The sequence below is a fragment of the Loktanella sp. R86503 genome (assembly GCF_042466455.1).
Classification (GTDB): domain Bacteria; phylum Pseudomonadota; class Alphaproteobacteria; order Rhodobacterales; family Rhodobacteraceae; genus Loktanella.
Map to the genome: position 1 here is coordinate 25,131 of NZ_JAXHCI010000004.1, position 25,337 is coordinate 50,467.

23 protein-coding genes and 1 pseudogene are annotated in these 25,337 nt (G+C 55.8%); 10 read left to right on the forward strand and 14 right to left on the reverse strand.

Annotated features, from left to right (window positions below; all coding sequences use genetic code 11):
* Nucleotides 1-7: 7 nt before the first annotated feature.
* The 4 genes and pseudogenes from SJY10_RS16210 to SJY10_RS16225 form a co-directional block, all read right to left on the reverse strand.
* Complete coding sequence (locus SJY10_RS16210) at nt 8-418, reverse strand: hypothetical protein (RefSeq protein ID WP_386684843.1); 411 nt, start codon at nt 416-418, stop codon at nt 8-10.
* A pseudogene (locus tag SJY10_RS16215) lies at nt 415-1,912 on the reverse strand (IS66 family transposase). The gene SJY10_RS16210 and the pseudogene SJY10_RS16215 overlap by 4 nt, the downstream one beginning before the upstream one ends.
* Before the next feature lie 61 nt (nt 1,913-1,973).
* Complete coding sequence (gene tnpB / locus SJY10_RS16220; RefSeq protein WP_386684846.1) at nt 1,974-2,321, reverse strand: IS66 family insertion sequence element accessory protein TnpB; 348 nt, start codon at nt 2,319-2,321, stop codon at nt 1,974-1,976.
* A complete protein-coding gene (locus SJY10_RS16225; RefSeq protein WP_386684848.1) occupies nt 2,318-2,698 on the reverse strand; it encodes a transposase in 381 nt (126 codons plus the stop codon). The genes tnpB and SJY10_RS16225 overlap by 4 nt, the downstream gene beginning before the upstream one ends.
* A gap of 92 nt (nt 2,699-2,790) precedes the next feature.
* Here SJY10_RS16225 and SJY10_RS16230 point away from each other — a divergent pair, with 92 nt between their 5' ends.
* From SJY10_RS16230 to SJY10_RS16250, 5 genes are all read left to right on the forward strand, one after another.
* Nucleotides 2,791-3,282: an IS6 family transposase gene (locus SJY10_RS16230; RefSeq protein WP_386684938.1), complete on the forward strand. Its 492-nt coding sequence runs from the start codon at nt 2,791-2,793 to the stop codon at nt 3,280-3,282.
* Nucleotides 3,283-3,629: 347 nt separating this feature from the next.
* On the forward strand, nt 3,630-4,688 hold the full coding sequence (locus SJY10_RS16235) for a LacI family DNA-binding transcriptional regulator (protein ID WP_386684851.1): 1,059 nt from the start codon (nt 3,630-3,632) through the stop codon (nt 4,686-4,688).
* A complete protein-coding gene (locus SJY10_RS16240; RefSeq protein ID WP_386684854.1) occupies nt 4,685-6,202 on the forward strand; it encodes a sugar ABC transporter ATP-binding protein in 1,518 nt (505 codons plus the stop codon). The genes SJY10_RS16235 and SJY10_RS16240 overlap by 4 nt, the downstream gene beginning before the upstream one ends.
* On the forward strand, nt 6,202-7,203 hold the full coding sequence (locus tag SJY10_RS16245; RefSeq protein WP_386684856.1) for an ABC transporter permease: 1,002 nt from the start codon (nt 6,202-6,204) through the stop codon (nt 7,201-7,203). The genes SJY10_RS16240 and SJY10_RS16245 overlap by 1 nt, the downstream gene beginning before the upstream one ends.
* 28 nt (nt 7,204-7,231) lie before the next feature.
* Complete coding sequence (locus SJY10_RS16250) at nt 7,232-8,179, forward strand: ABC transporter substrate-binding protein (RefSeq protein WP_386684859.1); 948 nt, start codon at nt 7,232-7,234, stop codon at nt 8,177-8,179.
* A gap of 198 nt (nt 8,180-8,377) precedes the next feature.
* Here SJY10_RS16250 and SJY10_RS16255 read toward each other — a convergent pair whose 3' ends face one another.
* The 3 genes from SJY10_RS16255 to SJY10_RS16265 form a co-directional block, all read right to left on the reverse strand.
* Entirely contained in the window at nt 8,378-9,787 is a 1,410-nt protein-coding gene (locus SJY10_RS16255; protein WP_386684862.1) for a hypothetical protein, read from the reverse strand.
* The gene (locus tag SJY10_RS16260) at nt 9,784-11,664 is read right to left on the reverse strand and encodes a hypothetical protein (RefSeq protein ID WP_386684865.1); all 1,881 of its coding nucleotides are present in this window, start codon (nt 11,662-11,664) and stop codon (nt 9,784-9,786) included. Before SJY10_RS16260 ends, SJY10_RS16255 begins: the two co-directional genes overlap by 4 nt.
* Before the next feature lie 106 nt (nt 11,665-11,770).
* Entirely contained in the window at nt 11,771-12,229 is a 459-nt protein-coding gene (locus SJY10_RS16265; RefSeq protein WP_386684868.1) for a helix-turn-helix domain-containing protein, read from the reverse strand.
* Between the two features lie 305 nt (nt 12,230-12,534).
* On the opposite strand from SJY10_RS16265, the gene SJY10_RS16270 reads away from it, so the two are divergent.
* Complete coding sequence (locus tag SJY10_RS16270) at nt 12,535-12,828, forward strand: hypothetical protein (protein ID WP_386684871.1); 294 nt, start codon at nt 12,535-12,537, stop codon at nt 12,826-12,828.
* A 653-nt stretch (nt 12,829-13,481) separates the two neighbouring features.
* Here the strand turns inward: SJY10_RS16270 and SJY10_RS16275 are convergent.
* The 3 genes from SJY10_RS16275 to SJY10_RS16285 all read right to left on the reverse strand — a co-directional run bounded on the left by SJY10_RS16275 (nt 13,482) and on the right by SJY10_RS16285 (nt 18,195).
* Nucleotides 13,482-14,708: a hypothetical protein gene (locus SJY10_RS16275; protein ID WP_386684873.1), complete on the reverse strand. Its 1,227-nt coding sequence runs from the start codon at nt 14,706-14,708 to the stop codon at nt 13,482-13,484.
* 601 nt (nt 14,709-15,309) lie between these two features.
* Nucleotides 15,310-15,726, reverse strand: a complete 417-nt coding sequence (locus tag SJY10_RS16280) for a hypothetical protein (RefSeq protein WP_386684875.1) — start codon at nt 15,724-15,726, stop codon at nt 15,310-15,312.
* Between the two features lie 219 nt (nt 15,727-15,945).
* A complete protein-coding gene (locus tag SJY10_RS16285) occupies nt 15,946-18,195 on the reverse strand; it encodes a hypothetical protein (RefSeq protein ID WP_386684877.1) in 2,250 nt (749 codons plus the stop codon).
* Between the two features lie 953 nt (nt 18,196-19,148).
* Between SJY10_RS16285 and SJY10_RS16290 the strand changes: the two genes are divergently transcribed.
* Nucleotides 19,149-19,658, forward strand: a complete 510-nt coding sequence (locus tag SJY10_RS16290; RefSeq protein WP_386684879.1) for a hypothetical protein — start codon at nt 19,149-19,151, stop codon at nt 19,656-19,658.
* A gap of 202 nt (nt 19,659-19,860) precedes the next feature.
* Nucleotides 19,861-20,361, forward strand: a complete 501-nt coding sequence (locus SJY10_RS16295) for a hypothetical protein (RefSeq protein WP_386684881.1) — start codon at nt 19,861-19,863, stop codon at nt 20,359-20,361.
* 115 nt (nt 20,362-20,476) lie between these two features.
* On the opposite strand, the gene SJY10_RS16300 is transcribed toward SJY10_RS16295, so the two are convergent.
* On the reverse strand, nt 20,477-20,887 hold the full coding sequence (locus SJY10_RS16300; RefSeq protein ID WP_386684883.1) for a hypothetical protein: 411 nt from the start codon (nt 20,885-20,887) through the stop codon (nt 20,477-20,479).
* 316 nt (nt 20,888-21,203) lie between these two features.
* Between SJY10_RS16300 and SJY10_RS16305 the strand changes: the two genes are divergently transcribed.
* Nucleotides 21,204-21,566, forward strand: coding sequence for a hypothetical protein (locus SJY10_RS16305; protein WP_386684885.1), 363 nt, complete (start codon nt 21,204-21,206; stop codon nt 21,564-21,566).
* A 122-nt stretch (nt 21,567-21,688) separates the two neighbouring features.
* Here the strand turns inward: SJY10_RS16305 and SJY10_RS16310 are convergent, their stop codons facing one another.
* The 3 genes from SJY10_RS16310 to SJY10_RS16320 all read right to left on the reverse strand — a co-directional run bounded on the left by SJY10_RS16310 (nt 21,689) and on the right by SJY10_RS16320 (nt 24,231).
* A complete protein-coding gene (locus SJY10_RS16310; RefSeq protein ID WP_386684887.1) occupies nt 21,689-22,012 on the reverse strand; it encodes an H-NS family nucleoid-associated regulatory protein in 324 nt (107 codons plus the stop codon).
* Nucleotides 22,013-22,248: 236 nt separating this feature from the next.
* On the reverse strand, nt 22,249-22,425 hold the full coding sequence (locus SJY10_RS16315; RefSeq protein ID WP_386684889.1) for a hypothetical protein: 177 nt from the start codon (nt 22,423-22,425) through the stop codon (nt 22,249-22,251).
* A gap of 264 nt (nt 22,426-22,689) precedes the next feature.
* The gene (locus SJY10_RS16320; RefSeq protein ID WP_386684890.1) at nt 22,690-24,231 is read right to left on the reverse strand and encodes a phospholipase D-like domain-containing protein; all 1,542 of its coding nucleotides are present in this window, start codon (nt 24,229-24,231) and stop codon (nt 22,690-22,692) included.
* Nucleotides 24,232-24,626: 395 nt separating this feature from the next.
* Between SJY10_RS16320 and SJY10_RS16325 the strand changes: the two genes are divergently transcribed.
* Nucleotides 24,627-25,337 (forward strand): IS6 family transposase, encoded by a 711-nt coding sequence (locus tag SJY10_RS16325; RefSeq protein ID WP_386684892.1) that lies wholly within the window; start codon nt 24,627-24,629, stop codon nt 25,335-25,337.

A 25,337-nucleotide genomic window follows, 5' to 3' on the forward strand; every position in this document is an offset into this window, starting at 1 on the left:
CGTCTGGTCAGGGCGCCTTTGACCTATCCAAGGTTTTGATCCATGTCAGCGTGACGATGCTCGCGGCCATTGCGATCATTACGATTGTGGTAAGGTAGGGCGCGGTCATGCATCTCTCGCTGATGGCGAAACGGGTGATGTCATCTGCCTCGCGCCAAGTGCTAACGTTGAGCGCAACCATGAGCATCAAGATCACGATTGCGACCGCAGAGAACCAGGCTGACCTTAAGAGGAAGGCTCCCACCGTTAGTCCGATCGCAATCAGGCCGATGGGCTCGAACAAGAACAAGGCGAGGTCGTCGAGTTGTCCGACAGGACCGTGCTGCGGGGTCCAGGCAGGCCTTACCTTGTCACAGACTTCCGCTGCCGCTGGCGTCGAGGCGATCAAGCAGAGTAGGATTACCACGGCACGATTCATCGGCCGTGGCTCCAAGGCAAAAGTTCATTGACGCGTGTGATCTTATAGTCTGGAATGCAGGCAAGCGTGTCGGCGAGCCAGGCTTGCGGATCGACAGCATTCAGCTTTGCGGTCTCGATCAGGGTATAGGCGATGGCGGCGGCACGGCCTCCAGCCTGAGAGCCCACGAACAGATATTTTTTCCGCCCGATTGCCACCGGCCGCATCGCGCGTTCCGCTGTGTTGTTATCTAGCTCCAAAATGCCGTGGTTGAGATAGGGCTTGAGCCGCTTCATGCGGGTCAAGGCGTAACGGATCGCTACGGCCAGCGGCGACTTGCCGGATATGCTGGGCAGCTGGGCATGCAGCCAGGCTTCGAGATCATGGAAGATCGGTTTTGCGAAGGCTTGTCTGATCTCGACGCGCCTGTCAGGCGGCGATCCTCGGGTAATCCTCAACCGCATAGAGCTGTGCGATGCGCCGGATCGCCTCATCGGCGATGGCCGAGCCTTGCGCTCGGTGGACGTCGACGAACTTGCGTCGCACGTGAGCCATGCAGGCGACTTCGTGGATGTTGCCAGAGCGGTAGAGGTCCTCGAAGCCGGCGTAGCCATCCGCATGCATCCAGCCTTGATACCCTGTCAGGTGGTCCTTCGGATGCTGGCCCTTCCGGTCGGGTGAGATCTGATACCAGCTGGCGGGTGGGGCATCACCGCCCCATGGCCGTTCGTCCCGCCCGTAGGCCCAGAGCCGCGCAGTCGCCGTCTTCCTGGTGCCGGGTGCCAGCATGTTCACCGGAGTATCATCTGCGAAGATGGCCTGTCCGGCCAGCACGTGGCGACCGATGGCATCTGCCAGCGGTTCCAGCAGGGCGGTGGATTTGCCCATCCAATCCGCCAGCGTCGAGCGGTCCAGATCCAGTCCGTCACGCTCAAAGATCTGGCTCTGCCGATACAGCGGCAGGTGATCGCCGTATTTTGAGATGAGCACATGCGCCAGCAGGCCGGGACCGGGGCGCCCGCGCTCGATCGGGCGGGATGGCAATGGGGCCTGCGTGAAGGCCTCGCAACCGGAACAGGCAGAGCGTGGCCGCACGATGCGGTTCACGATGAACCGACCCGGCACATACTCCAGCTCCTCGGTTACATCTTCGCCCAGGCGGCGCAGCGTGCCACCGCATTGGGCACAAGCGTCGTCGCCAGTGGTCAGTTCGACCTCCTGACGCGGGATATGATCGGGGATCGGCCGGCGCTTCGGTTTGTCCCTTGGCTCCTCATCCGGAAGCCGCAATTTTGCAGTCATCCTGTCGATGGCAATCTCGCTGGTCTCGAGCGCCAGCTGAAGCTGCTCAATGCTCTCGGACGAAGAGCCAAAACGATGGTTGCGGTGGCCCGCTAGTTGGTGACGCAACTTCTCGATCAGCATGGCCTGCGACTTGACCTCGGCGAGCAGAAGCGCCGTGAACTGCCTCAGTTCATCAGGATCTTCCGGCAGAGATTTGACCACGTCCAGCATGGTTTGATGATACCCGATTTGACGCCTTCGGGGAATCCCGGACGTGTCATTCCGGGCCTGTTTATCCTGCCTTGAGCGGCTTCCAGCTGCGTTGCGGCAGGCGCCAGTCTATGCCTTCCAAGAGCATCGCCAGCTGGGCCGGCGTCAGGGATATCTTTCCCTCCGTCGCCGAGGGCCAGACGAACCGGCCCTTCTCAAGCCGCTTCGAGAACAGGCAGGCTCCTTGGCCATCCCACCAGATGATCTTGATCAGATCGCCCCGACGACCACGAAAGACAAACATGTGGCCCACGAATGGGTCCTGCTTCAGCGTCGCCTCGGCCTGCGCTGCCAGGGTCGTGAAGCCGCGGCGCATATCGGTCACGCCTGCTGCCAGCCACACGCGCGTATTTACCGGCACCGGGATCATGCTGACAAACCGCGGATCAGTCGCGCCAGTGCTTCAGGATCGTAAACACCGCTGATCCGCAGCCGGTGGCCACCCGCGATGTCGATCTCGATGATGCCGACGGCAGGTACAGGATCAATGGCCACAGCATCAGCAACGTCGCGGGTGCGATCGACGATCTCTACCGGCAGGAAAAAAGCACCCTCTGCTGCGCTGCCGTCCAAAGCTGGCGCGATATCCGGCGCAAAACGGGGATCACGTAGCCATTTGAAGACGACGTTCGCATTCAGGGCGTAACGCCGTGCGACCTGTGCCACCGAAACGTCTGGTGCCGTCGTCTGCAAGCAGATCGACCGCTTCTCTTCGTCCGTCCAAAGTCGCTTGGTCCGCCGTGCCATCAATCGCCCCAGAGTGTCCGCTATCCATAGCGGACACTATCGAACACTCTCTACGCGCGTCAGAGCAGCCACGCCGGACGCTTACTTAGTATCTGCGTTACCCGCTGTCCTATCAGGACGTGGTGGACCTGCTCGCAGAACGCGGGAACTCTGTTGATCGGTCGACCGTGTATCGGTGGGTGATCAAGTTTGGCCCGGAGATCACCAAACGAACGGAGAGGCATCTGCGCCGGGCGAGTGTCGATTGGCATGTGGACGAGACCTACATCCGCGTTGGCGGCAAGTGGTGTTATTTGTGGCGGGCCGTTGATGCCAACGGCCAGATGATCGACTTTCGCCTGACTACCCGGCGGGATGCAAAGGCAGCAAAGGCCTTTCTGAACAAAGCCATCGAACGCGTAAGGCTGCATCGGCTGGTCACCATCGTCACAGACAAAGCACAAAGCGATCGACGCGTTATTCGCGAGATCAATCAGCGCTACGATCCGTATTTCGATGGCATCCGACACATCGACAAAAAGTGGCGCAACAACCGCATCAAGAGCGATCACGCTGCCATGAAGCGGCTACTTGGATACCATTAGAGCTTTCGGTCGCTGTGATCCACCAAAGCAACCCTGAGCGGGATAGAGACAATTCGAACCATCAAACGCGGTCACGTCCATCACAAGCAGCCGGGCGTTCAAGGTGAAATCCTGTTTATCAGCCAACTCTTCGCTGCCGCCTGATCCACAACGTTCGCGCAGCGCTAACCTGTACTCAGCGAGTTGATGCAACAGTCCCCCTCAGCGCATGGCCAGCTATCACCCATTATGGCGGCTGGACGCGTTTAACTAAGAGGCTGATAGGTCTGAAAATGAAAGACGTCTATCAAAAATCATTTGACGTAGTGATAATGCGATGATCCTTTACAACTGGGAGGAATTTTATCGTGAAGCGGGCACCGACTCTGGTTGATGTGGCGTCGCAGGCTGGCGTCAGCTATGCGACCGTTGATCGCGTCATAAACGGGCGCGGAGCCGTGGCCGAGAAGTCACGCGCTTCTGTGCTGAAGGCGGTCGCCGACCTTGGCTATGTGCGCAATGTTGCGGCTGCCAATCTGGCACAACGCCGAATTTACTGGTTTTGTTTTGTCATTCCCGAAGGCACGAACACCTTTTTCGACAGCGTCTGCACCATTCTACGCAACGCACATCCACCCGCCGGAACCGACCGCGTCCAAATCGTAATCGAACGCGTTGCGGCTTTTGATCCGGCGGCGCTGGTCCACTGCCTGACCAATCTGGCACAAATCGACGTAGACGGCGTCGCCCTTGTTGGCATCAGTGGCGCAGGTGTTGATGACGCCATCGCTGCCCTGCGGGCGAAAGGGGTTGCGGTGCTTGCGATGATCTCTGACATGCCCGCATCACAGCGCGACGCCTATATCGGGATCGACAACGCCACGGCTGGGCGGACCGCAGGCGGGCTCATCGTGCTGGCGCACGGTGGCCGGGCTGGCAGAGTGCTGCCGATCATCGGCGCAATCACGGCCCGTGACCATGCTGAACGTTTAGCCGGCCTGCGCGAGACACTTGCCCCGACCATGTTGACGACAGCGCCGCTGGTCGAAGGGCGCGACCGCCACGATGTGGTCGAAGCTCGCCTGCGCGCCGTCCTTGCCGCCGACCCGCAGATTACAGCAATTTACAGCGCCGGGGCGGGCAACGCCGGCTTGATCAGGGCCATCGCTGCGCTGCCTGCAGATCGCCCGCGCCCGGTCATCGTTCTGCACGAACTTGTCGCCCAAAACCGCGCGGCGCTCGAGGCGGGCCTGATTGATATCGTCATTGATCAACGGCCAGAGGAAGAGATCACGCGCGCGCTTGCATTGCTACGCAGCCTTGCTGACCGGCACCCCCTGCCCGACGCACCCCCGATTGTGCCCGCAATTTACATCCGCGAAAACTTGCCGGACACCCGCGCCCCTTCGAAAGGCCCTGCCACATGACTGCAGACGCCACCCTCGCCCTAAGGGGCGTCCATAAAAGCTTTGGCCCCGTCGAAGTCCTGTCAGGCATTGATGTGTCATTGCGTGGCGGCGAAGTGCTCGCCCTGATCGGAGAGAACGGGGCAGGCAAATCAACCACTATGAAGATCCTTGCTGGCTATCAGCCCGCCACCGCGGGCCGCATCATGCTGGACGGCAAAGAAGTCCGCTTTGACTCTTTGCACGACGGCGAAGCTGCGGGGATCGTGTTGATCCACCAGGAATTCAACCTTGCTGAACAGCTCACCGTTGAGCAGAATATCTTTCTCGGGCGAGAGCTACGGCGCGGCCTGCTGTTGGACAAGCGGCGGATGCGGGACCTGACGCGACAGTTCCTTGGCCGCCTTAAATGCCGCATCGACCCGGACACCCCCGTGTCCCGCCTGTCAAATTCAGACAAGCAAATGGTCGAAATCGCTAAGGCGCTTAGCCGCGATGCGCGCGTTCTTATCATGGACGAACCGACAGCCGTGCTGACCGGACCAGAGGTAGAGGTGCTGTTCGAACAGGTCCGCGCCTTGCGCGCGGCGGGCACAGCCATCCTTATCACCTCTCACAAACTGGGCGAAGTTGCCGCGATCGCTGACCGCGTGACGATCATGCGCGACGGGGCCGTTGTGCGCAGCGCCATGGTCGCGGCCATGACAGAGGATGACATGGCGACGGCGATGGTAGGGCGTGACGTATCCGCCCTTTATCCACCAAAGCCGGGCGTGACGCACGATGCCAGTATTGCGATGCAGGTACAGGGGCTGACGGCGCCGGGCTACGCACAAGACATCAGCTTTACCCTGCATCAAGGAGAGATCCTTGGCGTCGCAGGCCTGATTGGCTCTGGCCGGACGGAAGCGATGGAAGGCCTGTGCGGCCTGCGCCCGGCGACAATATCTGCGCTGCAGATCGACGGGCAGCCCTTGGCCATACGCAACACGGCCGACGCGATAGACAATGGACTGTGCTATATGACAGAGGATCGCAAATTGCGCGGCCTGCTGCTGGACAAGGGGATGCGGGTCAATCTGACGCTTCAGGCACTGGCCCGCTTTGGCCGCATCTTAATTGATCGGTGTGCAGAGGATGTGGCACTTGCGCAGGCGGTCAAGGATTTCGATATCCGCGCAGGCAGCGCTGATGTTCTGGTCGGCAATCTGTCGGGCGGGAACCAGCAAAAGCTGTTGCTGGCCAAGATCATGCAATCCGAACCCCGCATCTTGATCGTCGACGAGCCAACACGCGGCATCGACATTGGCACGAAACAGCAAATTTACACCTTTCTTCGCGCGCTCGCCGCCTCTGGAAAAGCAATCATCGTCGTGTCGTCAGAGATGCAAGAAATCATCGGCTTGTCCGACCGCGTTCTGGTTATGCGGCAGGGCAAGCTTGCTGGCACGCTGAACGGCGACGCCATCACCGAAGACGCAATTGTGCGCTGCGCCATGGGCGTGGGCGCTGACCCAGACGAAAGGGCCGCCTGATGGCAACCAAAACGGCAAATCCCCCGCGCAAACGCAGCCGGATACCGTCAATGAGCGTGCTTGGTCCGATCTTGGCGCTGGTGATCTTGATCATCATTGGCGCTGCGTTGAACGGCAATTTCCTAAGTGCGGGCAATATCAACAACGTGCTGTCACGCTCTGCCTTTATCGGGATCATCGCGGTTGGCATGACCTTCGTTATCACAGCGGGCGGGCTGGACCTGTCGGTAGGCTCTATGGCGGCTTTTATCGCGGGCATGATGATCCTTGTAATGAACGCCGCCCTGCCCACAATGGGCGTTGGCATCCCGATCATTCTACTGGGGATGCTGGTGGCTCTGATCGCCGGGTTTGCAGCGGGCATGTTAAACGGTTTTCTGATCACCACTTTGGGGATCGAAGCCTTCATCGTGACGCTGGGCACGATGGGCATCTACCGCAGCCTTGTGACATGGCTCTCCAATGGCGGCACCCTGTCGCTTAATTTCGATCTGCGCACCTTTTACCGCCCCGTCTATTTTGACGGCATTCTTGGCGTGTCTTGGCCGATCATCGTCTTTGCCGTCGTCGTTATCGTGGGCGAAATCCTGATGAGCCGCGCTCGCTTTGGCCGTCACTGCGCGGCGACCGGATCGAACGAGCATGTCGCCCATTATTCATCCGTCAACGTGGGTCGCACGCGGATGCTAACCTATATCATGCTTGGCCTGCTCGTGGGCGTCGCCACGATCATGTATGTCCCCCGCCTTGGCTCTGCCTCTGCATCCACTGGCGTTCTGTGGGAACTTGAAGCCATCGCCGCGGTGATAATCGGTGGCACAGTCCTAAAGGGCGGCTTTGGCCGGGTCTGGGGCACGGTGATCGGTGTGCTGATCCTCAGCTTGATCGACAACATTTTGAATCTGACCGACCTCGTCTCGCCCTATCTGAATGGTGCGATTCAAGGCGTCATCATCGTACTGGCTGTCATTTTACAGCGAGAAGCCAAGGCGAAGGGCTGACAGCTTCGCTACTCTGGGAGGAGAAACAATGTCTTATTTAAAAACAATACTTGCCGGGACCGCCGCAATTGCCATCGGTACCGCGGCCATGGCGCAAGATACCAAAGTGATCGGCGTGTCGATCCCGGCGGCGACCCACGGCTGGGCGGGCGGCATGAACTTTCACGCGCAAGAGGCCATCAAGCGTTTGGAAGAAGTCTATCCCGACCTTGATTTTGTGCTGGCCACGGCGTCCGACGCGGGCAAGCAGGTCAACGACATCGAGGACATGGTCGCAACCCGCAACATCAGCGCGTTGGTGGTGCTGCCCTTTGAATCTGATCCGATTACACCGCCCGTCCAATCCGTTGCCAACAGCGGTGTCTGGGTCACGGTCGTCGATCGCGGGCTGGCGATCCCGGGGATTGAGGATCTGTATGTCGCCGGCGACAACCCGGGCTTTGGCATAGTATCGGGCGAATTCATGCGGTCCCAAATGCCCGATGGCGGCAAGATCGTCGTGCTGCGCGGCATCCCGACGACCATCGACAACGAGCGCGTTGCAGGGTTTGAGGCCGCCATTGAAGGATCAGGGATCGAGATTGTCGGCATGGAGCACGGCAACTGGAACCGCGACGACAGCTTCAACGTCATGCAGGATTTCCTGTCAAAGCATGACCAGATCGACGCGGTCTGGGCCTCTGACGATGATATGGCGGTCGGCGTGCTTGCCGCAATCGAAGCGGCGGACCGGCAAGACGTCAAATTTGTGCTGGGCGGCGCGGGCATGAAGGAGATGGTCAAGCGCGTGATGGACGGTGATGCGATGATCCCCGCGGACGTCACCTATCCACCCTCAATGGTCGCGACGGCAATCGAACTCACGGCCGTCGGTATGACCTCTACCGCGCCTGTGTCCGGCATCTTTACTATCGGGTCCGTGCTTGTCACCCCGGACAACGCCGAACAATTCTACTTTCCCGACAGCCCATTCTAAACGCATCCGGAAGCCAGCTTAAAACGGGCTGGCTTCCCTTGCTTGCTTTAATGCAACAATCAAAACGCTGTGGCATCATCGCGCCAATATAATGTCGCCCTAGATTTGCAGTCGCTTTGCTCAGCAAGTTTAGAACCAAGGAGAAACGGAGAAAAAGAAGGGAATTTCGTTCACAGAAAAGTAATTCCTCAAGCACCCTCACCTCCCCGCGTGCACTTCGCCGATGCGCTGGTCCATCGCGCGAACCGCACCGCTCTCGGCAAAGTCACTCCGGTATGTTTCCTGCATATAGCGACCTGAATGGCCCAGCATATGCTGTGCAGCCCAGCTGGCATTTGGCTGCTCGCGGCGTATGAGGTCGGTCAATAGCGTCCGGACCAGATGCCCGTGAATGCCAAAATCCTCTTTTAGCCGCCGATTGATAAAGCCTGCATTGAGTAAATGGTTCGTCAAGGTCAGCAAATTCATGCCTTGCAGCTCTGCAACACGTCGCTCAATCATCCAGGCTGGCCTATCGCCCAGCACATGCGCATCAATCAGCGCCGAGGTGCCTGGCCAGACCGCGCCGATGTCCTTGACCCGCCCTGTCTTCGACTGCCGAATGCCGTGGTGCCAGTTGCCGTCGCTGTCCTTCGTGAGGTCGGAGCCGATCATGAGGTGACGCAGATCTCCCTGCCGGTCTGCGGTGTTGACCAATAGCGCGTAGGCAACGGCCTTTTGCCGTAAGCGCAGAGCGGCGGTGCTATGACCCGCAAGCGCCGCCGCCTGCTCTGCGGCCTCTGTCGCCTTGTGCAAAATATCCGCCAAGGTGAAGCGCTTGCGGAACTCCCGCAGTTTCGCCCACTTCCCGGGATCGGCATCTGTCGCTTCTTCAGCCAGCGCACCGATCAGACCAGCCAGTGCCGCGTAACTTTCGCGGCCGAGCAGGCCTGCGCGCAGAAAAAACATCCTCAGCCGCGCGCAATAATCAGCCGCCGTGCGGAAAGAGACATCACGCTCCGCGATCAGGAACCGCAGAAAAGCTTCGAACAAATCGGCCGATGGATCAGGCGAGAGCACAACACCCCGCGCCGCAGCCCAGTCCCGGCTTTTTGCAAGCAGGCCCACAGCAGAGATTACAGAGCTTCGCGTCTTTGGCGCCAAGCGCGGCAGCCGCGCGCCATAAGGACGCACGGTCCGGTCCAGCGCAGGGATCGCCGCAGACCAAGCCTCTGGCCAGTCTTGCGGCGCTGTGCCGATCCTTCGGCACACGCCCTGTTTTGGAGGCTTTGCATTGTAGCGCGCATTGAGCCATCGGTTCCAATGCCGGGTTACCGGCGCTGCTGGACTAAGCGGCACGTCAGGAGCAAACATCCGCAGACCCTTGGTCAGTGCCCGCAACCGTGAGCGCGATGTGGCCACGGCCGCATAGATCTCTTCCGTGACAAGATCAGGAGGCACGTTGGCCTGCGCCAAGCGGTAATAAAAGTCGTTCATGGCCGCAGGAATGCCCCGCTCCGGGAATGTCCCACCGCGCAAATGGGCCTGCATGCGCGCCATAACGTCAGATGGGATGTGCGGCGCGCGCGCGGCGAGGGCAGCAACCTTTTGATCAGTGGAGGTAATCATGCATGGCTCCTCTTGAGAAACGCGTTCAACGTTGGATCGAGACTTTCGATCACGCCAGCAAAAAGCTTGGCTGCCGCAGCGCCCTCTCCGCGGGCATAAAACTTTTCGACTGTATCGATCTTATCCCCCAAGAAGGCCGCAACTGTGGCATAGTCGCCGGGATTAGCCGCAAGCCAGAGCGTGGCAGCGACATGCCGCATCATATGTGGCTGCAAGCCCGGCACCCCTAGCCGCTCAACGCAGCGGTTCCAGATTTTGTTAAAACTCTGACGCCCGAGCACACCATTCGGCCCCGGCACCAGCAGCTGATTGGCTTCAAAGTCGATGCCTTTGGCTGCGCACCACCGTGGCAGGCCTTCATCAAGCCAAGATACGATCACCCGCCACTGCCGGTCTGGAATCTCCCCCTCAATGGGCTGACGGTTTTTGATCCGCGATCGGTGGATATCGAGCCATGGACGGCTTTCCCGCAGGGGCCGGATCAGCTCTGCATCCGTGCCATCAATGATCATTCCATTGAGATTGCGGCTACGCACCGAGCGCGCCAATTGTAGCGCTAGAAGCGCCGCCCCCATCGACAGATGCAATGCTTCACCACGGGCGCGCACGCCCGAATCATCCCAAATTGCAAAGGCAGCTTCGGCTTCAGCTTGCAGCAGCCGTGGCCCTGACACGATGGCACGGGCAATCGCCGGGTTACGCTCGATCATTTTCACGAAGGCCTCGCGCTCGACAGACATCTCGCGCGCCTGATAGCTGTTGACGCGGTCGAAGCGGGCGTCTTCGATCGCCCAGATCACGTCCTCATTCCAATCGTTACGCCGCGCTAGGGTTTCGAGTGCAGAGAGGATGGAGGTCCCGCTCGATGTTTTATCCGCGTCCAGCATCACCGGTGACGCCTGTGCGCGGGCCACATAGCATTCGGTTGCACGCGTGACTGTTTCAGGCGTGACGAGCGCTTCAACCGTCGCAATCTCGTATGCATCAGCGCGATCCGGATAGGCATGTCGCACGAGCCAGCTCAGTGCATTGATATGTCGTTTACGCGCGGCCTCCGCATTGCGCACCGGACGCCTGCGATGTGTCCTGTCGCGTACACGTCCGGCCAAAGGGTCGGCACCGAGTTTGTTTCCAAATGGATCTTTTTGCCGGCTGTCATTGCGGATTGCGATTTTGATCGCGCGGTCCCGCGACGCCAAGAACTCAGAGCTAAACTGTGACCAGTCCAGTGGGGTGTCCCGCAGACACGGTAGATCGCCGATCGGCACGTTTGGCAGTAAGTCGGCGATAGCCGGGTGACGGTTTTGAGAGCGGATCAGCTTATTAAAGGCCGCAATTGAACGGCGCAGTGTGGGTGCTTTGTCAGCGCGGCAGGTCTGCAAAGCATGGGTTGCAGCTTCTGTGTCGAGGGCTGCGGGATGCGTCGCCCGGCACTGCGCACGCAGATTTGCGATGGAGAGAGAGAACATATTCGGCAGCAGCACTTGTCCGTCGGCATCGCGCGTGGCCTCGACTTCAGCAGCATATGACTGCAGCCGGCCCCAAGCTGCGTCCTCGGACGCGCGGGTGACAGGTGCCGCAACATGAGACCGGGCCCGCCGGATCGCGGCACTCACCTTTTTGACCCAAATCTTGAATGCCGCTTCCTGGGCACCGGGCGTTGTGCCACCGAATGCGCCAGCCCAGACGATTTGCCGGGCTACGTCAGTCCAGGCATGATCATCAGCCGCGATATGCGACAAGGGCTTGCCTGTAAGCTGTGCCGCCTTGTTTAGCGCAGCGGAATATACCTTCGCGGAGGCTTCGGAGTAGAGCACCGGCAGCAGGAGCTGCACATCGCGCAAAGAGGTAAGTGTTATAGGTGTTTGCAATGTCATCGGTCATTCCTTGGTTTGAGTGTTCATTCGGTCGCCGGAGCGTTCATCCACGTGCACGTGAACGGAACGGGGCGCGAAGTTTGGACCATAAACCTCGCCCCCCGTTTCATTCATCGGAGGTAAATGGCGTTGTTTTGCGAGGTTTTGCGTTCATCCGGCCTGCGCAAACCGCCCATCTGTCGCTCTGCCAGCGCGCAACTTCTGCGGCCACAAAACGCCGTGCGCGTCCGATCATACGATGGGGTATGTCGCCGGCCTTGGCGCATTTGGCGATATACGCGGGTTTGCATCGGCAGAGGGCGGCTGCTTCATCGGGGAGCATCAGATCGGCGGTGTAGGCTGCAACCATTTCTTCGGATGGCAGTCCGCCTTCAAAACGTAAGACGTCCTCAAAGCGGTAGCGCAGCAGCCCGTCATGCCGGACCGGCAGCAACCGCCCTGCCCGCTCCTGACGCCAAAAAAACGCATCGCTGCCGTGTTGCCAGCGCTTGATCAGCGCGGCGCGATCCAGCAGGAGTGACGGTATAAGCGGCACATCGCACGCTTGGTCAGGGTATTTGTCCATGATGGGTTATCCTCTTGTCGTCGTGACGAGAGGGAAAAAGGGAAAACTTTCCATCATTCCAAATTTGGCGGTGGTTTATTTACGAATTAACCTTACTGGAAACCACATCATATCAATCACCCATAGGCGGAAAAAACAAACAGAATTGTATATATCAGATCATCGGCAGACTGAACAATAAGGGTAATTTGGTATATAAAAATTATGCTATAGTTAATTTTGCTTTTTGCAAATCATAACCAAATAATTTTTAGCGATACAGACAAAATTTTATGTCGCAAATAACCCTCTAGGAGACAAGCAACATGACAAATTATTACGAGACTGTGAAATCAATATCGGATGTAAAAACCGCCGCCGGTGATTGCAGGGTGCAATTCGAACTCGACACAACAGATTTGATTATTCTGACGACTATCGAAGACGCTTGGGAGGATACGATGGAAACATGGAATGCTCGCGCCGTCGATCCTGAGGGAGATGAATGGATGATCGAGTGGGATTTTTCCGAGTGCGAGTGCGTACCGGATGAAGATGGCTTCACCGACGCCAGTGAACTGCCGTGGCATGATATTTCAAAGATTACGGCTCATTGCTGATTGCAGCTTTGAAGTAACCAACGGATGGTTCTCTCCATAAGTGATGTAGTCAATGAGCAATCCTCCATTTTGAAGTGACGTGGTTGAAAATTTTACGCAGCCAAGTCACTTGAGCCGTGAGGTAAATTCGACTGGGGAAAATTATATTTTTATCGGCTGAATCATGTAACAGTTTCCTATTATTGGTGAAAGGCACGTCTGCTTAGCGCCATTATCCATAGTGAATTGTTTTCACGTTGTAATGGCGATATTGACGAGAAAGGACCTCCCATTATTCCGAAATTGTCAGCTATATTTCTGTTATTGCGCGCTCAAAACGACAGCGCCGCTAATTTTGGCACTTGATATAACAAACGACAGGCAAGGTTGTTTGTGACGGCATGGCCTGCTCTACCAGATCAAAGTAGGAGAAACACCACGGTGCCGGTCGTCGCGCAGATAATGAGACGCACGCAGTCACATTGGTGTTTCTGCCCGAGCGTCAGGTCCAGGAACCGCGTTCCCGGACCGCTGTGATCTTGTCGTAGCGCCGCAGATTACGCGGCCACCAATCACGTTTCGATCGAAACCTGACAGCTCCATAGGCGCCTCAGGAACTGTCAGATTGACCTTATACGGTGACATACGCCTGCAGCGCTGCACCTTGGGAGAATTTAGGGTGCAATGTTGAGCAATCTCAAAACGCGTTTGCCATAGCCGCGCACAGTAGATCGCAATGGCGTATTGTACGGAGCTGCATCGTTCGCTGGCGGCCTCCCAACGGCCTGCTCGGCGGGAAGCTTAACCCCTGCTTTCTCCAAAGCAGCATCCGGCGTGTCGAGATCGACAATCCAGTCGCTTTGCACGGCTTCCGGCTCAAATTCAGGATCGTGGTCCGGTGCGGTATCGCTGCCTGTTTGGGTGCCGGAGGCCTGAGAGGCCGTTACTTGGGTTTTGATGTCTTGCAGCATGTCCGCATGCGCGCTCTTCGGCGCTTCGTGATGTGTAAGCACAAAACCGGTCAACATATCCTGGCTCTGAACCGTAGCAGGAACGTCAGCCTCATGCGCGGCAGCAATGTGTGCAGTATAGAGCTTGACGATATCCGGCTTGGAAATCGTTGGAACTGCAGCACACTGGTTTCTGACCTCCGCGAAGTCCAAGGACTTGAGCCGCGCTTTGAGCGCCGCTGGCGTGCAATTCACCGCTTTGATGAAGTAGTTCGACTCCGATGAAAGGCCTTTTTTGTTACATGCTTCGGGCGTGATTTCGATGATGGCACCCGCTACGCCGCCAACGCGCCGCATGGCAAAGTCGGCCTCCTCTTTGGTCGCGACAAAGGCAAAGTCGCTATGTTTCGTCGCAGATTTTACAGCAACCCGCGGGGTCGCGCTGCGGCGCCAAACTTGGAACACCGCGTTCACGCGGTGGGGCTTCCCGTCCACAAGAAACGCTTCCTTTTGGAGGCGCATCTCGCTCACCAGCACAAAGTCCATGCTCAAGCGGTTTTGCATTGAATCCTTGGAGAACGATGCTGGCATGATCATTGCGATGACATCAGCAAACCCCGCAGAGTGATTGAAAAATCTAACCGCCGCAGCGCCGTTACGGCCAAAAGGTGGATTACCAACAACAGCAATCGTCCCTGTTTCGGTTTCCGGCCACCAGGTGAGATAGTCAGCGGTTTCGATCCCCGAGGCCATCGGCTGTGTGTCCATGCCAAGCTTCGGCGACGGCATTTGTTGAAAAAACGCACCTGCCCCGGCGGAGGGCTCGAGGAACAGGTCAACGCCGTCCAGCGGCAGGCTCTCGCGCAGATGCGCCAGGCAGCGTGATACAGTCTGGGGTTGCGTGTAATACATATCCGCAGCGCGGGCAGCAGTGTGAGTGGTCTTCGACATTTTTTATCTTTCATGTTAAGGTATGAAAGATGTCTGGTCGTTGGAAATTTTTCATAACCGGTTTGATGAAGTTTTTTATCTCTTATTTTATTTCGTTTCATAACAGTTGCTTAACTCAAGTAATTATGCGATATTTCTATCAAACCTCGGCGCTGCATGACCTTAGGCGAGCGCCCACCGGCACCTCTGGAAGCGCATAGGTGCCTTGTGACGAGATGGGTTTTCCAGTCGGCCGTTCGACTGCGCTCGACCTCGTCAATTTGGCTCAATTCAAAAACAACGCCATACAACCTTTACCTTGTATTTCAGCCTCCGGAGGCGTCGCCATGAACCCCAGTCAAAAACAGGCAGATCTGCAGTGCTTCACTGCCGCGCATTTTCGGAACCGGTCATTAACAGGCAGCACGATCGCCTAGCCTCAAAAGCCCTAGATCAAAGGTGAACAGAAACCTTCGAGCGTATTGTTCACGGCCGAGCAGAAGGCTTTGGATCTGCTTTTGCCAAGAGCCATGATGGCACGACCGGGTGCTATCAGCACCCGGGTCTCCGGCAAACGCTTCTGCGCTATCGAACCGGCCCGCGGCAGGGCCGGCCCCACCGATCAATAGCGGGGTTTGGCAATCAGCGACACGATCTGACGCAGAGTGTCATCCGTATGCGCACGCTCCAGTTTTGCTAGATGCGCGCCAAGGGCGGGATCGTGACGCGCTGCTAGCGTTAAAAACCCGTCAAGCGCCTGCATTGCGCTGATTGCGCCGCCAAGATCAGTGAACGTCACGCCGTGCGATGCCATGGAAAACGCGTAACGGCTAAGGTGAAGCGCGATGATGTTGCGTAGGGCCGCCTCGGCCATATCAGGGCGCAACGCCGTCTGAGGTGAGCGGGCGCACTCGCCCAGCCAGGCGCGAAGAGGCTCTTCCCAGAGCGGCTCATCGACAGAGCCAGACAGTATAGATTCGAGGAAGTTTGTCGTGGTTTCGACGTAAGTGCTAAATGCGTTGGCTAGTTTGGGTGTCATGCGGGCTTGTCCTTTTTTGGGTTCATCGGCCCTGCCCACTCCCCTGTTTTTTGTATCAGGAGAGATTGTATTTGCAGGTGCCACCCCGGACGGCTGCAAATACACTCACATTCTGCTTCCAAGAGGTTTCTGCACGGCGCGAAGCGCAAGAGCTGTTCGGCTACGCTTCTGCCCTCAACGCGCATAAAATCTGACCGCGATCCGCGCTGACCCGCAGGTTTAAGCACACAGCTTTTGGGCCTCGCAGCTCAGCACACAACACTGCTTGAGCGGCCCCCAGAGGCGCTCTGCCACTTGCAGAGCCGTTCTCTCGCATGTCGCAACCACGAGAGCCTGCCCCGTGCGGGCATGGGGCCGCGCCTGCCGCAGTTCGATTTGGTAAATATGGGCCGTCAACCACTCAGGAATGCTGACCTGCCAATCCGCCATGCGGATCTTGTAACGCTTAATATACGCTTTTGCCGCATCGATGGTCTGGAAGACACGCGGTGCATCTGCAGCCAGGCCCGACGCAGACGCGCGAATGCCGCCATGCACGGTAAGGCCCTCGATGATGGCGGCAGTCAAGCGCGACGGCTTGAAGGCCTCCCAAGCGATGAGCTCAGTAACGGGAAGCCCTGGGATAGGGATGTTGCATCCCAAGATAACGCGCTTTGGCACGGTAGCCCGCGCAAGCCGCAAGCGCTCGACGAGTTGCCGCGTCGCAAACTCCCGCGTTTGACGCTGCACCCTTCGGATCATAGGATCGGGATGACAAGGCACCTGCACAGCCCAAGCTTCGCCATTGCTCATCTCATATCCCACCTCCATGTCGACCATTCGGAAAATTCCATCCGGTCCCGGAGTCAGAAAGGTCAGATCAGCATCCTGCCGGTCGCCCCATATCGCCCGCCCGTAGTCTTCCAGTGCGAATACGGGCAACTCTTCACGACCGATTGCAATAACCGTAGAGCATGCCGCATAGCGGTTTGATCCGAGCGATCTGCCGCCATACCACAGCCACTGTGCACCATGCAGCCGCGTATTAAGCATGAATTTGGAGACATCATCGTTCGATTTGCCGGCAAAGTTGTAACCCGCGTCTTCAAAAAATGCCTGCACCACTTTGCGGCTGGCACCGACCAGAACACCGGTATTTTGGGCGTATCGGTCTCGAAGCACCTCGCGCACGATGACCCGTCGCCAGTCTTCTCGTAGTTCTTTGCCGCCCATAAGGCTGCCATGCGTCATGCGCCGGTCATGGATTTGGACAATCTCGGCATGTGGCCTCAACGTCATGCTGCTTGTGTGACGGATGTCACATCCAAGCGCGGTCAGGATTTCGGTGTCAGCATCTGCATCAAGCAGTAGCATCGGTTCACGGTGCTGCAGTTCGCGCTTGCAGCTCACTCGTAAGGTCAAACACTCAGGCATCTGCCGCAGCGTGAGCCGCTCGACCGTATCTCGCCCTTTTTCCTTCGCATCAGCAAGGCATGTCCAGATTGCGCTATATTGCGCTGCGGACCGTGCGCTCTGCTCGGCAGAGGCCAAAAGCGAATCCTGCTGCGCCGACGATTGATCGGGGCGGACATCAGGCGAGGCTGTCTGCAATTGGACTTCGAGTTCCGCAAAGGCTCTGTAATCCGCCGCAGTATAGCAAAGCACCAATGGCGATTTTCCGGCAGTCATCTGATCGACGACGGCCCTGGCGGCCTTAAGCAAGTCGGACAGCTGTTTAGCGCGCGCACTATCACCTTTACAGCTCTGAGTGCCGCGGGGCCGCGAAGGTCTCGGCAGCGTAAAATCTGCGGCTGCAATACTCATGGTGGATAGCTGCCCGGCCCAAAACGTCTCATCGACAATGCGCAAGGCAGGTTTGGTGTCAGACGGATTAGGCAGGCTCAGGTGTGCCGTCGCCATATATTGGTGGCCTTCCGGCACGGTCTCGCTCTGCTGACGCAGGTAGGCGCAATTGTCAAAATGTGCGCAGCGCTGCGCGGGATTTGTCGAGCTCTGACAGAACGTCTCCCGGACGCTAAGCCCCAATGCGATGCCACGGCTCACCAGCGGTGCTTTTTGGCACATCGTGCAGCCAGGTTGTTCGGGATCGGGAGCCGCGCGTCCGCGCAAGACTTGCGGCTCGGTGCCAAGCTCTGCAGCATGCGCCGCAGCATCTTCTATCAGCGACAGCGTTGGAGCGTGATAGACCACAGCATCGTTCTTATAACGCTCGTTGCATAACTTTCGCGCAACTGTGCTCTTGCCGGCGCTAGGGCTGGCTGCAAGCACAGCGACCGGCACACCCTCACCTTCCGCAGTTGGCGTGCAAGCCGCCAACACATCGAAGGCCTCTCCAAGCTTGGCAAGAAGCTGATCGATTGCACTCAAAAGGGGCATAAAAAGTGTGGTCGGTGCTGGAGATTTTGCACGGCAAGTGCCGCGCCCGCCAAAACGGCCTGCGGCATCGCGCTGTTGAGATACATCTGTCATTTTCGATCCTCTAAGTTTGACACTCAGGAGATCGGTCGTGAGTCTAATTCGAGAAATTCCCCGGCAAAATGGTGTCACGCGGGTTATGATCTCTATGACCCGCGTGACACGCTTTCAGCGGATGGTCGCAATATCATTGGTGAATTTGCGCCGAAATGTGACCAAGGGCCCAGCCTTCGGCGCAACCATGCTAAGTAAGATCTTCCCTGGCAGTAGCAGCAGCAGCGGGAGTCTGTGAGCGCGAAATCGGTCGCCAAAGCCTCAACGCGTGGCGCGCAAGGCAGCTGGGCCAGCGCTGCCATTAGCGTCGAAACTACTTCTGCCTGCCTGCACGGTTACTCAGGACAGCACCTCACAGCTTTTAATAGGACCAAGCGGACCGCTATATGCCCGACAAATCTGAAACCTGTGAGTTTAAGTTGACACCAGAAGCATAGGATACATGCCTAAAACCACCCCTCAACAAAGTGTCACGCCGGATATAGTCTCTATAACCCGCATGACACTCTTTAGACGCAGAGCGCTGATTGTATAAATCACGCCCCCCCCCCTCCCCCCGTTTGCAAAACGCCGCCCGTTTGTGACAGTCCAACGCCAATCATTTTTTTGATGCGACATTCATACATCGTTGGACTTAAATCCAAGCCCTAACGATGGTGCCCAATCACAGTAAGGAGACGACCATTACATCCATAAAATTCTCGAAGAATCGTAAATCTATCCTATCCGCGAAATCGCATTCGCAAAAATATCATAAGTTTAAGCGACAGGCTGCATAAAAAATTATTACTGCCCCCACCTCAGACCCACAACCTTAAGAGCAAACCTCCATAGTCAGCGATAAGTGTCGATCACTTTTTAAATAGATACAAACCGTCTTTGTGAAAATATTTTTAAACCAACCTTCCCTTCAGAGGCAGAATAACCTGGCTTGTTTTGAAGAGGAAAAATACATGATCTATCGTTCCAATGAATGCTACAATCTCATCAAAGTTGACGGAACCCCCGCACGCATTCGTGCATTCAAAGATGCCGTCTCCAAATCGGACAGTGAATTTTCGTTCTGTAAAATTTTACCGATCCCCACACTGCTCCATAATATCTACCAATACACCAATGCATATCACTTCGCGGGTAAGGTGACGAATGAAACACATCGCTTTGTTACCCTAAATAAGCGAGGTGCTATAGATTCGATCAGAAACCTCACACCCAAAGAGATGGCCAAGTTAGAGACTATTACGCCTAAGTTTGGACCCGATTGGTGCGTAGAAAACTGGGGTTGTAATGCGGAGGCGATCGATATTGATCTCCAAGATTATGAGCACCAGCTGGCATATGACTTTATTACTCCCCATTCACCACCTCGCGGCATTATCAAAGCTCTGCGGGCAAAGTTTCCCGATCTCCATATTAGCGCGTTTTTTGACAACGACCAAGATGAGATCGCGGGATACTACTAAATCAGCTATGTATGCTTCTTAATATCGCACTTGCAGGGGAAACTGCCTCCTGTAAGCCGGCCAAGCTTAATTGCGATAGGCAGCTAATCCGGTTAAAAAAAAATGAAAAAAATTTCCATAAATCTCTTCTTAAAATAAAAATCAAACCAACCTTCCTTGTAGAGACAGAACAATCTGCCTCGTAACATAAGGAACTTACACAATGGAATACGAATGCCACAATTATATCGAGATAAAAGGATGCCAAGAAAGTGTGTGCCGCCTAAAGGAATATGTTGCTACGCCAGAAAGCCCATTCTCCTTCTCTAAAATCTTGCCACCGCCAGTGGTATCCGACATCGGTAAATCGAGATTACAGGCCTTCATGTATGTAGGTAGGACAACGAGTGATACATTCTTATTGGCTGCCATAGACGCTGAAGGGTTTATCAAATTTACACGGGAGATCATGCCTGATGAGGAATTTGATCTGATTGATCCCGAACCCGACAACTCTGAAAACTGGTTTCTCGAGCACTGGGGGTGTAGATGGCAACCTGGCTGTATTGATATGGAGCAAAATGCAAGCGCGTTAAGCTATGTTTTCACGACCCTATCTTTTCCGCCAAAAGGAGTTATCGAGAAACTACGAGATGAGTTCCCCGAACTCGATATCTCAGGATTTTTCTACAATACGAAAACAGACGAAAACGGGTATTATTAATATACCTTACATTGGCTACCCATAACTCAACCTGGGTAGCATTAGCTGCGAGACAATCGCCTCACTTGCTAAAAGGTTACCACTGCCATTTTTCAATGGCAGCGGTAAATCGTTTCTATGTTTTGAAAAGTAGTGACTTAACCTCCTCGAGCTGCTGGTCTGCGTATTGACGCGCATCAGATGTGAGCCGAGCACTGAGGTCGCGATCGTATTCAGCAATTAACGCCAAGGCATGACAGAGCATCAGAAAACATGATCTGCCACCCCCCAGGTCTGTTGTCTTGAGTTTTCCATCTTTGACCGAAAACCCGTAGCAGGAGATGCGGAGTGCTACCATATCGCACATCGCAATCTTCGCACGTTCAGGATCAACGGCTTTGAGATGGCATTTGGAGCAATCGTCTAGCCACGTTAGCAGCCGATCACCAAAACCAGGCTCTGAGTTGAGCCGCGACATGATGGTTTTGACAGATCGCGCGTGAACCTGGCCGTAGTTAAAAAATGCAGTGCTAAGATCGGGTGTCATAGGCGTTTATCCGTGTATTTGGGTTGACGATACGCCCGTCTTTTTTTCTAGCTGGAAGTGAATTTATCCGCGGGCGCTAAGCCAGATGCCCGCGGATAAAATCACCCTCCAGCTCTACAGATATTACTCTTGGTGCCGCAGCCACATTATCATATTAATTTTTCAGTTGGAGAGGCATGGACGCGACGCACTTCCGTGCGGCATAAAATAATTCATATTACTAATTTAATTCCTTTGGCATTTACTGAGATGAACCGACTTCCCTATTAGGGATGTATTTTGCATCACTTTCAGACACCAATTATAAGGAAATGCCATGGGTCTTGATTTTAGTTTTTATATCTCGGGTGCGGATGAACCTATTCTAGAAATGCGCCACCATTTGGATTTTTTAGATACATTTGATTCATCGATGGCAGCAATAGTCTATGAGGGTTACGACGACTTCTGGGTTGATCAAGGTATTCTTGACGTCGTCGAAATTGGGCTCGCAGCGCAAGCTGGAAGCAGTGTGGTATCGCATGACGACATGCCCGATGATGAATTTGAAGCTCTCTGCTTTGAGTGGCCCGATGACATTCCACCCGCCACCCTTACACGATTTTACCAGCGAGCTTTCACAATCCTGCAGAAGGCTGTCAGCGAACACGACCGACTGATCTGTTCTTGGTCTGCCTGACCGCTATAGCGAATTCAGACAGGCGCTGGTCTGGCATCCCCTCGGCTCATGGGGCCGAGGGGACACGATATGTTAGGCGAGAAACTGCTGAAATTTAGCAAAGCTACAATGCCAATCTTGCATTACGCGTTGATCAGGAAATCGTCTTTCGACTTTCCCGCAGCCAAAGCTTCCTTCATCCAATCAGGTTGGCGACCTCTGCCCGACCAGGTTTGATCTGCATTTTCCGGATGACGATACATTGGCACAGATGCGGATTTGAACTTCTTCTTTGATGCTTCAGTGAGCTCAGCGAGCGTATATCCCATTTCGCGTGCAGCGGCTTCTGCAGCAGCGAATGCATCTTGACGCTTCCGAACTTCATAGCCCTCGACGGCTTTGTTCACGTCTTTCTGCAAGCGCTTAAGCTCATCGAGCGAGAGGCTGTTCAGGTCGATATCAATCATACATTCGGCTTTCATTTAAATTTGGAAAAGTCACACTCGGTTCAGCGCAATCAATACGTTCATAGATACAAAACGCAAATAAGGTATTTTCATGGACTGATAACGTCAATCTCATCGTGCCCTGAGAACGACAGTTCTCCTTCAATTAGCAATACCAGATATGAGCCCCATCGAATGCAATCTATGGTTGCCTGCACTTATATCAGAACGATATCGTCTTTAAGTCAAATATCGCTTCAGGCACCACGTCTTTTAGGTGCTGCATCTAATAGTGTGAAAACATCTTCGGAAGGTTTACAACTGAGCGCATAAGAAAATGCTTCAGATATGCCGTATTTTTCGGCATAGGTGACTGCTGCTGCTTCAAGGGCGACAACATATTCCGATATTTGCTCAGCTTCCGTTTTGGTCAAGATGCACCTCCAGATATGACCTCATTCATAGGCAGGAAGTATTAAGATAGCGTTAATCCGTTTGGTTGATTTGAGCAGGAGCATGCCTGACATCGGCACCCATGGGGCAGGTTTGAGGTTTTGAATAGTGGAGGATTTCTGGCGCATCGGACTAGGACTTGTGAGGATATCCGTGTCCTGCGTCACGATTTGGCATCGGAGCCTATTGGGCAGAAATTGTCTCGATCATTGAGACATGCGTCCAGAACGCCGCATCACGATTGCTCAAGCCTTTCGTTCCCAATGCTTCCACAGCTTCACCGCAAGGTAACCCGCGGCGATACCGGCCGCTGCAACGGCAATATGGCGCGGGCGGAGACCTTTGCCCGTATTGGTACTTTCGTGGGCTACATAACGCGGGTCCATCAGGCGCGTATCAGCAAGAGTTTTGCCAAGCCAAGTTTCGGGCAATGCTATGATCGGCTTGAGACGGCGACCCTTCGCGGCATTCAGACGCGTAATAGTTGCGATCACAGACCCTTCTCGGTCCAGCGTTTCCCTAAAGTGGAGCTGCGATACGCCGAGATGTTCGGATAGGAGCCTTTCCCTAAAACTGGAAATGAGATGGGCATGGCCGTGAATGGCGACATCGCATTCTGTATCGAACCCCATGGACCGGTCATCAAGGTTGCTAGAGCCGATGTGCAGAACGGCGTCATCCACGATCATAATCTTGGCGTGCACATAGATCGGCTCACCAGCGCTGTTCACAGGACTGTAGATATGGAAGCGGTCCAAATGATCCGCTTTCTGAAGGCGGTCGATGACGCGGCCGCGCAGCACGTGCATCGACTGATCCTCGAACCCGGATAGGGCCGCTTCGGGGTTAATAATGATGAGTTCCGGAGGATCTTTTTCAGCTAGCCGGTCACACAGCGCATCACAGATTGTCTGTGTTGTGAGATACTGGGACTCGATGTAAATTGTGCCCTGCGCCATGCGAATGCTGTCCAAGAACAGACACTCGATCTCGTTGATAAGTGGGGCACCGTCATAGGGTGGTTCCGTGCGGGCAATCGCTACATCGACCTGCGTTGCCGCGACTTCCAAATTCTCAGGCCAAATGTCGCGCGCACCATCGCCCGGCGGTGTCAGGGTCTCGCCAGTCGCGCGAAACCAACGAGCGCGAGCAAGCTCACCGAGGGCTGCGGCGACAGGGCCAGTGAGTGCGGTAGTCGCATCGTGCCACGGGCCCAGCAGCGCGCCATCTTTGCCGACCCGGCGCGTGTCACTAGGAAGATGTTCCGCCGTGTCCCAGCGGTTTTCTGTCACATCAATGCCGCCGCAGAACGCAAAGGCGTTATCGGCAACGATGATCTTCTGATGATGACAGGCACCGAAAGGGTGATGCCCATCGAGAGCGAAGTGGATGCGGTCGTGACTGAAGACATAGACTGCTGCTGATGACAACAGGCGGCCAGGTGCTGCCACGACGGCGCCGTTCCACTTCAGAATATAGACATTGAGATTGGGTGACTGCTCCACGACAGCCTCCAGAAAGGCACCCACTTGGTTGGGCAGACCATCGGGTGCGTTACCGTCACCGTCGCTTTCACCCGGCAGCATCTCGATCTCAAAATCGAAATCCCAACCGATCAAGAGCAACTCGTGCTGGGCCTGGGAAACGATCTGTCGCAAAGCCGGAAAGTAGTCTTCACCGTCAACGACGAGCGCCAACCGATCGGCCTGGTTCACACGCCAGCAATTTTGATCTGGATCAAAGAAGCCAGCAGCAGTTTGTGCCTCTTCGCGTTTTTTCTGATCCATGACATTGTCCTTCGATCGTTCGCGACACCAGAGACGAGTTCGCTGCGCCTTTGCCGGCTCCAGCAAACCTGCGGATGATTGCGATTAAATTCCGCAGGGCAGTGCCACCAACCGCTGCTGTTCACCTAGATCGGATGATCGTTCAAAAAAGGCGCGACCCACGCTTTCGACCTAAAATGCCTTGAGGTCGATCAGTTCGAGAAAGCAGATTTAGGCTGAAACAACATCGCCGCAGCTCTGCGTAAGTCATACCAAAACACAGGCAATCAGTTTCGGTGCGGTGACGCCGCATGAAGGTCTGCTTTTGTCTGCTTTAATATGCACGTTAGGGATTTAGCGCGCCAACAGGCATTGCCAAGTTGTTTGGCCGGACCGATTTGGCTACGGGGTGGAACATGAAATTACCAGCGTCAATGCCGCGCCTGAAGGGCTTTCGCCACCCTCGTGAGATCATCGCCTACGCGGTCTGGACTTATCACCGGTTCGCGCTGAGCACGGCAGATGTCGAGGATCTGCTTGCCGAGCGTGGCGTGATTGTAAGCCGGGAAACAATCCGGCTTTGGGTCAATCGTTTCGGCGCGCATTTCGCCGACTTTATTCGTCGCGATCGGCCAAGTGCCGCGGACAAGTGGCATCTCGACGAGGTGGTGATCCCGATCAATGGCATAAAATACTGGCTCTGGCGCGCTGTTGACGCAGATGGCGACGTTCTGGACATTCTCATCCAGCCGCGCCGGAACGCGAAGGCGGCGAAGCGTTTCCTGAAGCGTTTGATCGCTCAGTTTGGCGCTCCTCGCGTTGTCGTCACCGATAAGCTGCGCAGCTATTTCAAGCCGATCCGCGATCTTGCGCCGAACGCGGATCACCGGGCACACAAAGGGCTGAATAATCGGATCGAGGGGTCACATCGACCGACCCGAAAGCGGGAGAAAATCATGGGACGGTTTAAATCTCCGCGGCAGGGGCAGAGATTTCTTGCTACCCACGACCAGATCAACACAATCTTCAGACCCCGCCGCTACCGAATTTCCACCATCTCATACCGCCATTCCAGATCAGATGCTTTCCAACTGTGGGCCGACTACGCACTCGAGATGACAGCCTGA